This is a genomic window from Roseicella frigidaeris, from assembly GCF_003258945.1.
Taxonomy (GTDB): Bacteria; Pseudomonadota; Alphaproteobacteria; order Acetobacterales; family Acetobacteraceae; genus Paracraurococcus; species Paracraurococcus frigidaeris.
Window position 1 is genome coordinate 37,316 of the sequence record NZ_QLIX01000001.1, and the last position, 12,896, is coordinate 50,211.

Annotated in this window: 13 protein-coding genes; 6 read left to right on the forward strand and 7 right to left on the reverse strand. The window is 73.3% G+C overall.

From position 1 onward, the window contains the following. Positions 1-86 precede the first annotated feature (86 nt). On the forward strand, positions 87-680 hold the full coding sequence (locus DOO78_RS00200) for a carboxymuconolactone decarboxylase family protein (protein ID WP_207802730.1): 594 nt from the start codon (positions 87-89) through the stop codon (positions 678-680). A gap of 49 nt (positions 681-729) precedes the next feature. Here DOO78_RS00200 and DOO78_RS00205 read toward each other — a convergent pair whose 3' ends face one another. Genes DOO78_RS00205 through DOO78_RS00215 form a run of 3 tightly spaced genes read right to left on the reverse strand, consistent with a single transcriptional unit; the run spans position 730 to position 4,084 of the window. Continuing rightward, entirely contained in the window at positions 730-2,022 is a 1,293-nt protein-coding gene (locus tag DOO78_RS00205; protein ID WP_111467730.1) for a hypothetical protein, read from the reverse strand. Then, a complete protein-coding gene (locus tag DOO78_RS00210) occupies positions 2,004-3,275 on the reverse strand; it encodes a hypothetical protein (RefSeq protein WP_111467731.1) in 1,272 nt (423 codons plus the stop codon). Before DOO78_RS00210 ends, DOO78_RS00205 begins: the two co-directional genes overlap by 19 nt. Continuing rightward, positions 3,272-4,084 (reverse strand): hypothetical protein, encoded by an 813-nt coding sequence (locus tag DOO78_RS00215; RefSeq protein WP_111467732.1) that lies wholly within the window; start codon positions 4,082-4,084, stop codon positions 3,272-3,274. The genes DOO78_RS00210 and DOO78_RS00215 overlap by 4 nt, the downstream gene beginning before the upstream one ends. Positions 4,085-4,525: 441 nt before the next feature. Here DOO78_RS00215 and DOO78_RS00220 point away from each other — a divergent pair, with 441 nt between their 5' ends. Together DOO78_RS00220 and DOO78_RS00225 are read left to right on the forward strand one after the other, a co-directional pair. Continuing rightward, on the forward strand, positions 4,526-5,227 hold the full coding sequence (locus tag DOO78_RS00220) for a dienelactone hydrolase family protein (protein ID WP_111467733.1): 702 nt from the start codon (positions 4,526-4,528) through the stop codon (positions 5,225-5,227). 188 nt (positions 5,228-5,415) lie between these two features. Next, on the forward strand, positions 5,416-6,357 hold the full coding sequence (locus DOO78_RS00225; RefSeq protein ID WP_111467734.1) for a dihydrodipicolinate synthase family protein: 942 nt from the start codon (positions 5,416-5,418) through the stop codon (positions 6,355-6,357). A 3-nt stretch (positions 6,358-6,360) separates the two neighbouring features. Here DOO78_RS00225 and DOO78_RS00230 read toward each other — a convergent pair whose 3' ends face one another. Beyond that, a complete protein-coding gene (locus DOO78_RS00230; RefSeq protein WP_111467735.1) occupies positions 6,361-6,858 on the reverse strand; it encodes a YdcF family protein in 498 nt (165 codons plus the stop codon). Between the two features lie 4 nt (positions 6,859-6,862). Beyond that, on the reverse strand, positions 6,863-8,122 hold the full coding sequence (locus DOO78_RS00235) for a class I SAM-dependent methyltransferase (protein WP_111467736.1): 1,260 nt from the start codon (positions 8,120-8,122) through the stop codon (positions 6,863-6,865). 187 nt (positions 8,123-8,309) lie between these two features. Between DOO78_RS00235 and DOO78_RS00240 the strand changes: the two genes are divergently transcribed. Both DOO78_RS00240 and rlmN read left to right on the forward strand, forming a co-directional pair. Further along, positions 8,310-8,867, forward strand: coding sequence for an invasion associated locus B family protein (locus tag DOO78_RS00240; RefSeq protein ID WP_243634285.1), 558 nt, complete (start codon positions 8,310-8,312; stop codon positions 8,865-8,867). Then, positions 8,864-10,060 carry a 23S rRNA (adenine(2503)-C(2))-methyltransferase RlmN gene (gene rlmN / locus DOO78_RS00245; RefSeq protein ID WP_111468211.1) on the forward strand — a complete coding sequence of 399 codons (1,197 nt, stop codon included), beginning with the start codon at positions 8,864-8,866 and terminating at the stop codon, positions 10,058-10,060. Before DOO78_RS00240 ends, rlmN begins: the two co-directional genes overlap by 4 nt. An 82-nt stretch (positions 10,061-10,142) precedes the next feature. Here the strand turns inward: rlmN and DOO78_RS00250 are convergent, their stop codons facing one another. Both DOO78_RS00250 and DOO78_RS00255 read right to left on the reverse strand, forming a co-directional pair. After that, positions 10,143-11,141, reverse strand: coding sequence for a Bug family tripartite tricarboxylate transporter substrate binding protein (locus DOO78_RS00250; protein ID WP_111467737.1), 999 nt, complete (start codon positions 11,139-11,141; stop codon positions 10,143-10,145). Next, complete coding sequence (locus tag DOO78_RS00255; RefSeq protein ID WP_207802733.1) at positions 11,138-11,626, reverse strand: MaoC family dehydratase; 489 nt, start codon at positions 11,624-11,626, stop codon at positions 11,138-11,140. The genes DOO78_RS00250 and DOO78_RS00255 overlap by 4 nt, the downstream gene beginning before the upstream one ends. A gap of 103 nt (positions 11,627-11,729) precedes the next feature. On the opposite strand from DOO78_RS00255, the gene DOO78_RS00260 reads away from it, so the two are divergent. Further along, entirely contained in the window at positions 11,730-12,890 is a 1,161-nt protein-coding gene (locus DOO78_RS00260; RefSeq protein WP_165838646.1) for an MFS transporter, read from the forward strand. Positions 12,891-12,896 lie beyond the last annotated feature (6 nt).

The following is a 12,896-nucleotide window of genomic DNA, read 5'->3' on the forward strand; positions in this document are numbered from 1 at the left end:
GCCATTCGTCGCGGGGCGGAAGCGTTCCTTGGCGGAAACCGCGGCCGGGGCGAGAATGCCGCGGCAAACCCCCGGGAGGATCATCCATGCCCAGCGATACCGGCCTGCCGGCCGATGACGGCCAGCGCGGCCGCCTGCCGCCCATCCCCGAATCGGTGATGACGCCGGAGCAGAAGCGTGTCGCCGAGAGCATCACCGCCGGGCCGCGCGGCGGGCTCCGCGGCCCCTTTCCCGCCATGCTGCGCAGCCCGGAGGTGGCCGAGCGCTTCCAGAAGCTCGGCGAGTACCTCCGCTTCAACTCCTCCATCCCGTCGGCGCTGAACGAGCTCGCCATCCTGGTGACGGCGCGGGAATGGACGGCGCAGTACGAGTGGTACGCCCACCATCTCCTCGCCATGAAGGCCGGCCTGCCCGCCGCGATCGCCGAGGCGGTGGCCGAGGGCCGCATGCCGGACGGCATGGACCCCGACCAGGCGATGGTCTGGCGCTTCTGCACCGAGCTGCACCGGACGCGGACGGTCTCGGATGCCAGCTATGCCGCGGTGAAGGAGCGCTTCGGCGAGCGCGGCGTGATCGATCTCATCGCCGTCAGCGGCTATTACGTCGCCGTTGCGATGACGCTCAACGTCGCCGAGGTGCCGCTGCCGCCCGGCGTGCCGGTGCCGCTGCGGCCGCTCTGACGGCCCCGGCCCTGCGGCCCGTCGCCGCGGGGCCCGGCCAGGCGGGGGCTCAGCGCGCCGCCCGGTTGGGCCGCGGATAGTTCTCCACCATCTTTTCGGCCATGGCGTGATAAGCGTCGAGCGCTGCGCCGGCGCCGGCGGCGTCCCCCGCCTCGGCCAGCACCGCCACCCGCTCGAGGCCGCCGCGCAGGGCCTCGAAATCCAGCGGTAGCTGCTTGTGGCGGTCCGGCCGTCCGGCCAGGCGCGGCGCGTCGCCCTCGGGGAAGGCGCGCTGCACCCGGCGCAGCTCGGCGTTCACGGTGTCGACGACGAAGCGAGTCAGCCCCGCCTCGCCGCGCGAGAGCGTCTGGTCGAGCAGCCCGACATAGGCGGCCAGCTCGCCCATCTCGAGCCGGAAGCTCGCCGGCTGCACCGCATCCTCGGCGGCGCCCGCCGCGGCGAGGAAGGCGAGGATGTCCGCCCGCTGCGCGGGATCGAGGTCCGGCCCATGCCCCTCCACCGCCGCGCCGAGATCGGGCCAGCGCCCGTCATGGCCATAGGGGGCGCTGTCCGTCACGTCGAGCAGCGTCGGCGTGCGCAGCCGGTCGCCGGTGCCGACGTCATGCGCCCGGCCATCGGTGAAGGCGGTGCCGGGGACGTGGCACTCGGCGCAGGCGGCGGCGAAGGCGGCCTCGCCGCGGCGTTCGGCCTCCGAGGCGCCGGGGGCCAGCTTGCCCTCGATGGTGAGGCGGCCGCCAGGGATGAACTCGAACTCGTTCATGTAGGCGGTCAGCGCATCGAGGATCACCGGCGGCGGCTCGGGCCCCGCGAATTCGTCGACGATGACGTGCCGGGCGAATTCGCGTAGCGAGGCGATACGTCCGTCCCGCCCGTAGGGGCCGAGATAGCGGATGCCGCGCAGGCTCGGGATGTCGACATGGTTCTCGACGCCGTCATCGGCGGTCGGGTTGAACAGGCTGGCCGTGGGGTCGAGGCCGCCCGGCCGGGCGGAATGGCCAGGCAGCAGGAAATCCGGGTTGTTGTGGCCGTTGACGTGGCAGGAATTGCAGGAGAGGCCCGCGCCGCGCGCCACCGGGCCGAAGAGCAGCGGCGAGGAGAAGGCGGTGTTGCCGAGGGCGACGAGGAAGCTCTGCCGCCCGCCCGCCAGCTCGCTGCGCAGGCGTTGCGCCGGGAAGCGGTCGGGCGAGGGATCGATGCGCGACCCCTCCGGCAACGCCGCGGCGCCGAGCAGCAGCGCCGCTCCCGCCAGCAGCAGGCGGCGCCCGGGACGAGCGCGCGGCGCCCTCGCCGCCGGCTGCCCGGCCGCAGCGCCGCGGGCCGCCCTCAGAAGCTCCAGGCCCATCCCAGCAGACCCCCGAAGTCGTTCGCCGCGATCCCGGCCTCGCGCAGCCGCCGCCAGCCGAGCGTGACCGAGGCGCTGCGCAGGATCGGCAGCGGCGCGACGAAGTAGAGATCGTAGGTCACGCTCGCCGTATGCTGCTCGCGCGTCTCGTGCACGCCCTCGGTCCGGTCCTCCAGCCAGTTCGCCAGATAGGCATAGGAGAGGGTCCAGGGCGCGCGGCGCAGGTCGAAGCCGGCGGTGAGATAGTCCGAGCTGCGACCCTGGAAGCCGCCCGCCTGGTCGAAATGCACGTATTCGGCGAAGGGGGCGGCGGTCACCCGCTGCGGCAGGGGGATGGTCCAGAAGCCACCGAGCGCCCAGGACTGCTCGGTCGCGGGGCGCCCCGACTCCTGCGCATCCTGGCCGGGCCGCCGCGCGGCGTAGGAGGCGGTGTAGCCGGCGAGGCCGCGCGGCATCGGGATGCCGTAGCCGGCCAGGGAGACGACCGTGCCGCCGGCGAAATCCGTGTTGTCCGGCGTGCCGGTGCCGCGCCCGTTGCGCCAGCGCCAGTCGGTGCGCGTCACCAGCTCGCCGGTCTCGGGATCGACGCTGGAGCGCGGCTGCGCCCAGCGCGGGCTGAAGGCGCCCCAGGAGAGGGCGCTGCGATCCGCCTCGAAGACCTCCACCTGCAGGTTGTGGGCGCCGATGCTGCGCGTCAGGCCGAGGGCATCCGAGACCCAGAGCCGCGCGCCGACGCCGATCTTCTCCTTCACCTCGTATTCGCGGCCGAAATCCGTGCCGTAGAGGCCCGGGCCGCGGTCCCAGGCGCTGCCGAAACGGGGATGGATCTTGCCGCCGAAGATGTCGACGAGGCCCTGGCTCCAGGTGAGGTAGAGCTCATCGGTCCAGAGCACCTGGTCACGGAAGACGCTGCCGCGGCCATCGGGCACCTGGTCGGTCTGCTCCAGCCGCAGCACGCCGTTCACCGCGAAGCCGTAGGGCAGCAGCAGATAGGCCGCGAGCAGGGATTCGGTGTAGAGGTTGCCGTTGCCCTGCTGGTCGCGGCGCTTGCCGTTGACGTCGAGCTCGAGCGTGGTCTGCACCTCGCCGCCGAAGATCACGTCGTCGCCGCCGCCGCGGGTCAGCGCGCCGGTCCGGTCGGCGACGCCGGGGCCGACATTACGCATCTGCGCCGCCGCCGGCAGGGCGAGGAGCAGCCCGAGCGCCGCCAGCCACCCCGGCAGCGCCCGCATCCGGAAAGCCGGCAGGCTCATGCGACGGCCCGCGCCGCGATGGCCTGGATCCGGTCGGAGCGCGAGCGGACCGTGCTGACGCTGGCCGGCAGGCGGCTTGGCGGCAGCAGGTTTGGATAGGCGAGCTGGTGCAGATCCTCGAGCACGGTCGCCGCCTCGGACCAATCCGCCGCGGCATGGCTCCCCTTGAGCTGCTCGCCGGCCGTCTGCTGGGCGTAGAAGAGGAAGCCCATGCTGTCGTGGTATTCGACGACGTTGATGATGCGGCCGCGCTCGATGCTCTCGCCGTAATCCGAGGCGACGTCGTAGACCATTATCGCGACATGGCTCAGCATGAAGCGTGGGCTGGTCAGGCGGTGCGGATCGATGGCGCGCTTGGCGTTGGCGAGCTTCGGCGCGAGCGATTCCCAGGCCTGGCCGAAGCGGCCATCGGTGCCGACATTGCCGCCCTCGGCCCAGGCTTCCATGACCTCCAACTCGCGCTCGAAGCCGGGGGCGCGGCGCAGGGCGAGGCGTGGCTCCAGCCAGGTGTAGAGCTCGCGGATGGGATGCCCGAAATGCGGCACCGCCAGCCGCGCCTCCCCGGCATCCAGCAGCTTGCGGCCGACGATCAGATGCCCTTCGAGCAAGCCGAGCTTCTCGAGGTAGTCGGCATCCGCCGCCTCCGGCGTCGAGGCGTCGCGCTGCGGCACCTCGGCGACGCGGCGAAGGCCGCCGCGGCAGATCGGCGTGCCGGGCGGGAGGGGCGGCGTGGCGGGAGCGGCCACGGCACGCAGCGCGGCGCTGGCGGCAAGGCCGGCCGGCATGGCCAGGAGCAGGCGTCGGTTCATGGGGCACCGTCGAGTGAAACTCACTCGCATTTGCCTACTGCCCGGGTGCGACAGCGACAACGCGGGGCGAGGGATCATGTTGCGAGTTGGCAACCCTGCCGCAGCTTGGCCGGTAATGCTCGGCCCAGGCTGGATTTTCCTGCCGGAAGGACGATCCCGGCCGGCCCGCGCCGCGGCGGCCACGGGGCGTCCGGGCAACGACCACGGCCCGCCCGGCCACGTGGCAAGCGCTTCCGGGACAAGCCTTTCATCGCGACGGGGCCGTTGCAGGAAACGGCGTATCGGTTCATCGGATGGCGTGGATTTCATCACTGCGTCAGGATGATCGCGGCGCCCGCGCCGGGCGTGGCGCCGCCTGGCCGATGATCCGGGTGGGGGGCGTGGCAAGCCGGGGCATGGATGGTTAGATGCCCGAGGCAAGCCAGGGACAAGGAGGGGACCATGTCAGAGATCGAGATCGCCGCCACCGACGGCAGCGGCAGCTTCGGCGCCTATGTCGCCACCCCGAAGACGACGCCGGCCGGCGTCGTGGTGATGATCCAGGAGATCTTCGGCGTGAACGCCACCATGCGCCAGCTCAGCGACTGGGTGGCGGAGATGGGCTTCATCGCCATCAGCCCCGACCTCTTCTGGCGGCAGGAGAAGGGCGTGCAGCTCGACCCCGATGCCGGCCAGGCGCAGTGGGATCGGGCCTTCAAGCTCATGCAGGGCATGGACCAGGACAAGGCGATCGAGGACCTCAAGGCAACGATCGTGCATGCCCGGACCATGCCCGGCAGCAACGGCAAGGTGGCGACCATGGGCTTCTGCCTCGGCGGCCGGCTCGCCTACATGGCGGCGGCGCGCACCGATGCGGATGCCAATATCAGCTATTACGGCGTCGGCATCGATGGGCTGCTCGGCGAGGCCGGCAGCATCAAGGCGCCGCTGATCCTGCACATCGCCGAGAAGGACAAGTTCGTCCCGCCCGAGGCGCAGGCCAAGATCCTCGACGGGCTGAAGGGCCGGGAGCAGGTCGCGGCCTATGTCTATCCCGGCGTCGACCACGCCTTCGCCCGCATGGGCGGCCATGCCTGGGATGCGCGGGCGGCGACCATCGCCAATGGCCGCTCGGCCGAGCTGCTGGCCCGGGTGCTGGGCTAGACCATTCCCCACGACGCCGCTGTGGGGGTTTCATCCGCCCCCCGGTCCGGGGGTGCATAGGAGCCTGCCGCGGCAAGGCCGCGGCAGGATGACGGGCAGCGGCAGGGCTCGCCGGACGCGCGCGCCCCGCCCACTGCCATGCCATGATGGCCGGAGGGCCCCGCCTCCCTGCCGCCGAGGAGAAGACCATGCCGCTCGATGAATCCGCCCAGGGCGTCTATGTGATCGCGCCGACGCCCTTCCACCCCGATGGCCGGATCGACGAGGCCAGCACCGACCGGATGACCGAGTTCTTCCTCGAGGCCGGCTGCGACGGCATGACCATCCTCGGCGTCATGGGCGAGGCGCCGAAGCTCGACGGTGCCGAGGCGCTGGAGATCAGCCGCCGCATCATCCGCCGCGCCGGCAAGGCAGGCATCATCGTCGGCGTCTCCGCCCCCGGCTTCGCCGCCATGCGCGCCCTGGCCCATGGGGTGATGGAGGCGGGCGCCGCCGGGGTGATGATCGCGCCGCCGAGCACGCTGCGCACCGACGACCAGATCGTCGCCTACTACACCCAGGCGGTGCAGGCGATCGGCGCCGACATCCCCTTCGTGTTGCAGGACTACCCGCTGCTGTTCCAGGTGCAGATGACGCCGGGCGTCATCCGCCGTATCGTCCAGGCGCTGCCCTCCTGCGTCATGCTGAAGCACGAGGACTGGCCGGGGCTCGAGAAGATCAGCGCGCTGCGCGGCTTCCAGGCCGAGGGCTCGATGCGGCCGATCAGCATCCTCTGCGGCAATGGCGGCCTGTTCCTTGATTTCGAATGCGAGCGCGGCGCCGACGGGGCGATGACCGGCTATGCCTTTCCCGACATGCTGGTCGAGCTGGTGCGGCTGGCCCGGGCCGGCGAGCGGGACCGGGCGCATGACCTGTTCGACGCGCATCTGCCGCTGATCCGCTACGAGCAGCAATTCGGCGTCGGCCTCGCCGTGCGCAAGCATGTGTTGATGCGCCGGGGCGTCATCGCCTCCGACGCGCAGCGGGCGCCGGGTGGGCGGCTCGGCCAGACGGCGGTGGCGGAGGTGGAATACCTGCTGGCCCGGCTCGCGCGGCACGATGCGCGGGCGCGGCTGCCGGCGCTCGGCTGAGCCTCAACGCCCCCGGGCGCGGTGCCAGAGCAGCAGCGCCGCGTCGTAGGGGATGGCCGGGATTTCCCGCAGCCGCCAGTACCAGCGCCGCGCCAGGCTGACATCGCCCGAGGCGCCGATCGGCACCGGCCGTGCCGCCAGCCCGGCGAGGCGCAGCAGCAGCAGGCAGCGCGCCAGATGATAGCGGCTGGTCGCGGCATAGACCCGGCCGCGATGGCCGCGCGCCCGCAGCAGGTCGCGGCAGGCCCGCACCGAGGAGAGGGTGTCGGTCGCGGTCGGCTCCTCCAGGATCGCCCCGGGCGCGACGCCGAACTCGCCCAGCAGCCGCGCCATGACGCGGCTCTCCGCATCGCCATGGCGGCCGCGGGCCCCGGTCGGCAGGTAGAGCGCATCCGGCCGCCGGGCGCCGAAGCGATGCGCCGCCTCCACCCGCCGGCGCAGCGCCGGGCTCGGGCTGCCATCCGGCCGCACCGCGGCGCCGAAGATGATGATCGGCGTCACGCCCTTACGCCCCTGGCGGAGCTTGGGGTGCGGCCAGCAGCAGCCGGTTCATCGACTCCATCGCCTGGCGCAGCGCCGGCAGCTCGCGCCAGAATTGCTCGCGGGAGACGCCGTTGGCGGCCAGCGCATCGGCGATGGCGCCGAGGCTGGTGCGTCCGTCCACCCGCTGCAGGATGGCCGGGGCGAGCCGCGGCAGCGGCAGGTTCACCCGCAGCCCGTCGAAGGTGACCGGCAGGGTGCCGTCCTTCGGCAAGCCCTTGGCCAGCGTCGGCCCGTCCATCTCGCGCAGCACCGGCACCGCCGCCGGGTCCTCCCAGGGCGGCGTCGGGGCGGGCGCCCCGGCCCGCCGGCAATAGACGATGTGGATGCCCATATTGCCGGTGATCGCCTCGGCCAGCGCCGCCCGCCGCACCGGATCGAGCCCGGCGGTGCGGGCGCGCAGCTTCGGGTCGGGCAGATAGGCATCCGGGTCGTAGCGCACCGGCTCCACCCAGCAGGCGATCTCGAGCCCGGCGGCGCGGACCAGGGCATCGAGGGCGGGCACGGTGAAGGCGACATCGCGCGGATTGAGCAGCAGGTCGTAGAGCCCGGCATCGCCGCCCGAGAGATGGTCGGTCAGCCAGGGGTTGCGGCGCAGCCAGGCGGTCTCCGGCACCTGCCGCCAGAGCCGCCGGGCCGCATCCAGCCGGGCCGCGGGCGGCTCCTCCGGCGGGGCCAGCAGCCGCAGCGCCTCCTGCAGCATGTAGACCCCGGTGCGGCCATGCGGGGCATAGACCATGAGGCCGATGCCACCCCCCGGCGCCAGCACCGAGACCAGGGCCCGCAGCCCCTCCAGCGGGTCGGGCAGGTGGTGCAGCACGCCGCAGCAATCGATGTAGTCGAAGGGCCCGAGGCCGGAGCCGGGCAGGTCGAGCAGCGAGCCCGCCTCGAAGCGGATGGTGTCCAGCCCGCGCGCCGCCGCCCGCGCCTCGGCCACCCGCCGGGCGGCAGCGCTGCGGTCGAGCCAGGTGACGCTGCCGGGCCGCCCCGCCCAGGCCATCTGCTGCGCCAGCATGAGGGTGCCGTCGCCGCTGCCGCCGCCGGCGAAGAGCGCCCGCAGCGGTTCGCTCGCCGGCCGCCGGCTGCCGAAGATCCAATGGTCGATCTCGCGCAGATGGCTGGGGCTGCCGACGATCAGCCGCTTCGCCTCCTCCCGCGGGTCGCGGGCGGGATAGGGATAGGCCTCGTACTGGGCGGCGAGCTGGTGGTCGGTGGCATCGGTCATGGCCGCGCTGCATAGCACCGATGGGCCGGCCGCGTGACCGCCCGGGCGAGGCCGGCCGCAAGGCGCTGGCGGGCCCGGATTCCTCGCACCCGCCGCTGGCGCCGGTGGTTGGGCCCGGTCTCGGGCGCGGCGGCGATGGCCGACGGTATGGTTGCTGGCGGCGGTCGGGGCTCGTATCTAGCGGGCCATGCCCATGCCTCGCCGCCTTGCCCCGCGCGCCACCCTCCTGCCCGGTCGCCTGCGCCCCTTGGCGCTCCTCGCCGCGCTGCTGACCCCCCTGGTGCCCGGTGCCGCCCTGGCCCAGCCCAAGCCGCAGAAGATCGGCGAGTTCCAGGCCTGGACGGCGGCCAGCTTCGCCGAGGGCGGGCACAAGACCTGCTATGCCTTCACCAAGCCCGAGGGCGAGCGCAAGGGCGCGCTGCTGACGGTGACGCACCGGCACAATGCCCGCGACACCGTGACGGTCTCGGCCGGCCCCGGCTTCCCCCGCAATGGCGAGGCGAGCCTGAATGTCGGCGGCACCGACCTGCCCTTCTACACCGCCGGCGCCGTCGCCGCGGCGCGGGAGGGCGCAGCGGCGGTGCGGGCCTTCCGCGGCGGCAAGGAGGCGGTGCTGAAGGCGCCGGCGGCCAGCGGCAAGGGCACGGTCAGCGAGACCTTCCCGCTCGCCGGCTTCAGCGCCGCCTATGACGCGATCTCGAAGGAATGCCCGGCCGGCGGCGCGCCCGGCGGAGGCAGGCGATGAACGCCATCGCCCCGGCCATGGCGGAGCTGAGCGCCGCCGAGCGGGACCGCATCCTGGCCAAGACCGCGCTCTTCAACCCGCCGCCGATCACCACGGCGGATGGGCGGCGGGAGCTGGTCGGCCTCTCGCGCGAGGAGCTGGTGGCCGAGCTGGCGGCGCTGGGCGAGAAGCCCTTCCGCGCCAAGCAGCTCTGGCACTGGATCTACCACCAGGGCGAGACCGATTTCGCCAAGATGAGCAGCATCGCCGGGCCGCTGCGGCAGCGCCTGGCGGAGCGTTTCGTCGTCTCCCGCCCCGAGCCGGCGACGGTGCAGACCAGCCGCGATGAGACGCGGAAATTCCTGTTCCGCTTCCGCGACGGGCAGCAGGTGGAGACGGTCTACATCCCCGACGCGGCGGAGGATCGCGGCGCCGTCTGCATCAGCACGCAGGTCGGCTGCACCCTGTCCTGCCGCTTCTGCCACACCGGCACCCAGAAGCTGGTGCGCAACCTCGGCGCCGCCGAGATCGTCGGGCAATTCATGGCGGCGCGCGACAGCTACGGCGAGTGGCCGAGCCCGAAGGACGACAAGCCGCGGCTGCTCTCGACCATCGTCGTGATGGGCATGGGCGAGCCGCTCTACAATTACGAGAACACCGCCAAGGCGCTGCGCATCATCATGGATGGCGAGGGCATCGGCCTCTCGCGCCGGCGCATCACGCTGAGCACCAGCGGCGTGGTGCCGATGATGGACCGCTGCGGCGAGGAGCTCGGCGTCAACCTCGCCGTCTCCCTGCATGCGGTGACGGACGAGCTGCGCAACGAGATCGTGCCGCTGAACCGCAAATACCCGATCGCCGAGCTGCTGGCCGCCTGCCGCCGCTATCCCGGCGCCAGCAACGCCCGGCGCATCACCTTCGAATACGTCATGCTGCGCGGGGTGAACGACAGCGAGGCCGAGGCGCGGGAGCTGGTGCGGCTGCTGAAGGGCCTGCCGGCCAAGGTGAACCTCATTCCCTTCAACCCCTGGCCGGGCAGCCCCTACCAGACCTCGACCTATGAGCAGACGGCGCGCTTCGCCGCCATCCTGAACGAGGCCGGCTATTCCAGCCCGATCCGCCGGCCGCGCGGACGGGACATCCTGGCGGCCTGCGGGCAGCTGAAGACGGAGAGCGAGCGGCAGGGCAGGGGACGGGCGCAGCCGGCCGCCTGACCGGCGCCGAGCGGCCCCTCCGGACCATGGTTCGATCGCGCGCTCCGCGCCTTGCGGTGCGTCCGCCGCAAGCGATCGCGCCCTACTCCGCCGTCGCCCCGCTCTCCTTCACCACCCGCGTCCAGAACTCCACCTCACGTCCGAGATACCGGGCGAAATCCGCCGCGCTGCCGCCGGTCGGCCGCGCGCCCTGCTGCATCAGCCGCGCCCGCACCTCGGGATCGTCGAGCGTCGCCGCGACGGCCGCGTTCAGCCGCGCCACCGCCTCCGGCGGCGTCCGCGCCGGCGCCATGATCCCCTGCCAGGCGCCGAGATCGAAGCCCGCCGGCGTCAGCCCGCTCTCGGACATCGTCGGCACGTCGGGCAGCAGCGGCGTGCGCTGGGCCGAGCTCACCGCGATCGCCCGCACCCGCCCGTCCTGGATCAGCGGCAGGGCGGTGACGACGGTGTCGCAGGTGAACTGCACATTGCCCGCCGCCGTGTCGGTCAGCGCCGCGGCGGTGCCGCGATAGGGCACGTGCACCGCCTCGGCGCCGATATGGCGGAGCAGCAGATAGCTGACGAGATGCGAGATGTTGCCGACGCCGCCCGAGGAATAGCTGAGCCTGCCGCCCTCCGCCTTCACCCAGGCGATGAAGCCGGCCGGGTCGCGCGGCGGCATGGCCGGGTTCACCACCAGCGCCAGGGGCGAGGCGGCGGTCAGCGCAACCGGGGTCAGGTCCTGCAGCACGTCGTAGGCGAGCTTGCGGTAGAGCGCCCGGCTGATGGCGATGGAGGAGGTGTTGTAGAGCAGGGTCGTGCCATCCGGGTCGGCCTTGCTCACCGCCTCGGCGGCGATGTTGCCATTCGCCCCGCCGCGATTCTCGACCACGATCGGCTGGCCGAGCGCACGGCCCATCCGCTCGGCCAGGATGCGGGCGACGACATCGGTCGGCCCGCCCGGCGGGAAGGCGACGACGAGGCGGATCGGCCGCGCCGGCGCGGCCGGGCCCGCGCCCCCCTGCGCCTGCGCGCCGCGGCCGAGACCGAGCCCGGCACCCAGGGTTCCGGCGCCGAGGGCGAGAAGCGGCCGCCGCCTCATGCCGCCGGCTCCGACCGCCCGGCCAGCAGCCGCGTCACCGTGTAGTCCATCACCACCTCGTCCCGCTGGTTGCGCACCGTGATCGCGCTGACCACCACGCCGCGGTTGCCGGAGGCGGTCGGGCGGACCGAGGCCACCACCACCTCGGCGCCGATCGTATCCCCCACCCGCACCGGGGCGCGGGCCTGGATGTGGGTCTCGAGCAGGGCGAGGCCCGTGCCATGCGCCATGCCGGCCAGCACCATGCCCTCGATCAGCGCATGGGTCAGCGCCGCCGGCACCGGCCGCGGCCCGAGCGCGCCGGCGAGCGTCGCATCGACGAAGAGCGGCTCCTGCATGCCGGTCAGGGTGACGAAGCCGATTAGGTCGGCCTCGGTCACGGTGCGGCGGAAGCTGCGGAAGCGCTGCCCCGGCCGCAGATCCTGCCAGTGGAAGCCCTGGCCCAGCAGGGGCGGCGCCTCGGTCATGCGGGTCCCGTCGATCACTGGGCCGGCAGGCTTCCCGGCGGGGCGGGGGCTGTCAACCCGGCCGGCCGCCAGGCCCACCCAGCTTGACGCCGCCCGCCGCCCCGTCCCCTATCGCCCGGGCATGCCGCCCGCCATTCCCATCGCCCTCTTCGCCCTCGCCGGCTTCACCACCGGCGCCGGGATGCGGATGCTGGATCCGCTGCTGCCCTCCATCGCCGCGGCCTTCGGGGTCGGCATCGCCGAGGCCGCCTGGCTGATCGCCGGCTTCGTCCTGCCCTATGGGCTGGTGCAACTCGTCGCCGGGCCGCTCGGCGACCGGCTGGGCAAGGTGCGCATCGCCTGCTTCGCCGTGCTGCTCTTCGGCCTCGGGCTGATCGCCAGCACCTTCGCCACCCGGCTCGGCGGGCTGGTGGCGCTGCGCGCCTGGTGCGGGCTCTTCGCCGGCGCGGTCATCCCGCTGCTCATGGCGCATATCGCCGACAGCGTGCCCTATGCCGAGCGGCAGGTGACGATCAGCCGCTTCCTCACCGGCATGGTGATGGCGCAGCTCCTCGCCGGCTCCGGCGCCGGGCTGCTGGCCGAGCAGGCCGGCTGGCGGGCGCCCTTCCTGGTGCTCGGGGTGCTGGCGCTCGGCATCGGCGGGCTGCTCGCCCTCCGGCTCGGCCCGGCGCTGTGGCGGCGGCCGGCGGCGGCGGCGGGCGGGCGCGGCATGGCCGCCTATCTCGACCTGCTGCGCACCGCCTCCGGCCGCTGGCTGATGGCGATCGCCTTCCTCGACGGGGCGCTGCTCTTCGGCGGCGCCTTCCCCTTCACCGGCGCCTTCCTGATCGAGGAGCTGGGCCGCAGCCCGGGCGAGGCGGGGCCGATCGTCGCCGGCTTCGGCCTCGGCGCCTTCGCCTATACCCGCATGGCGCGGCCGCTGCTGCGCCGCTTCGGCGAGCGCGGGCTGCTCACCCTTGGCGGCGGCGCCCTGGCGGTGCTGCTGACCGGCCTCGCCCTCGCTCCCGCCTGGCCGGTGGTGGCGCTGATCCAGGTGGCGATGGGCCTCGCCTTCTACATGTTCCATGGCGTGCTGCAGACCCTGGCGACCGAGGCGCTGCCGGAGGCGCGCGGCACCGCGGTCGGCGCCTTCGCCCTCGCCCTCTTCCTCGGCCAGAGCGCCGGCTCGCTCGGCTTCGGGCTCGGCCTGACCGTCATCGGCTACCGCGGCGCCTTCCTCGCCGCGGCGATCGCCGTCTGTGCCCTGGCGCTTTGGGCCAGACGCGGCGCCAGGGTAGCGTGAACCGGG

Coding starts and splice junctions, on each gene's coding strand:
- DOO78_RS00225 (WP_111467734.1), top strand. CDS start 5,416: ATGCCGCTCGATGAATCCGCCCAGGGCGTCTATGTGATCGCGCCGACG.
- DOO78_RS00210 (WP_111467731.1), bottom strand. CDS start 3,275: ATGAGCCTGCCGGCTTTCCGGATGCGGGCGCTGCCGGGGTGGCTGGCG.
- DOO78_RS00235 (WP_111467736.1), bottom strand. CDS start 8,122: ATGACCGATGCCACCGACCACCAGCTCGCCGCCCAGTACGAGGCCTAT.
- DOO78_RS00215 (WP_111467732.1), bottom strand. CDS start 4,084: ATGAACCGACGCCTGCTCCTGGCCATGCCGGCCGGCCTTGCCGCCAGC.
- DOO78_RS00220 (WP_111467733.1), top strand. CDS start 4,526: ATGTCAGAGATCGAGATCGCCGCCACCGACGGCAGCGGCAGCTTCGGC.
- DOO78_RS00205 (WP_111467730.1), bottom strand. CDS start 2,022: ATGGGCCTGGAGCTTCTGAGGGCGGCCCGCGGCGCTGCGGCCGGGCAG.
- rlmN (WP_111468211.1), top strand. CDS start 8,864: ATGAACGCCATCGCCCCGGCCATGGCGGAGCTGAGCGCCGCCGAGCGG.
- DOO78_RS00260 (WP_165838646.1), top strand. CDS start 11,730: ATGCCGCCCGCCATTCCCATCGCCCTCTTCGCCCTCGCCGGCTTCACC.
- DOO78_RS00200 (WP_207802730.1), top strand. CDS start 87: ATGCCCAGCGATACCGGCCTGCCGGCCGATGACGGCCAGCGCGGCCGC.
- DOO78_RS00240 (WP_243634285.1), top strand. CDS start 8,310: ATGCCCATGCCTCGCCGCCTTGCCCCGCGCGCCACCCTCCTGCCCGGT.
- DOO78_RS00250 (WP_111467737.1), bottom strand. CDS start 11,141: ATGAGGCGGCGGCCGCTTCTCGCCCTCGGCGCCGGAACCCTGGGTGCC.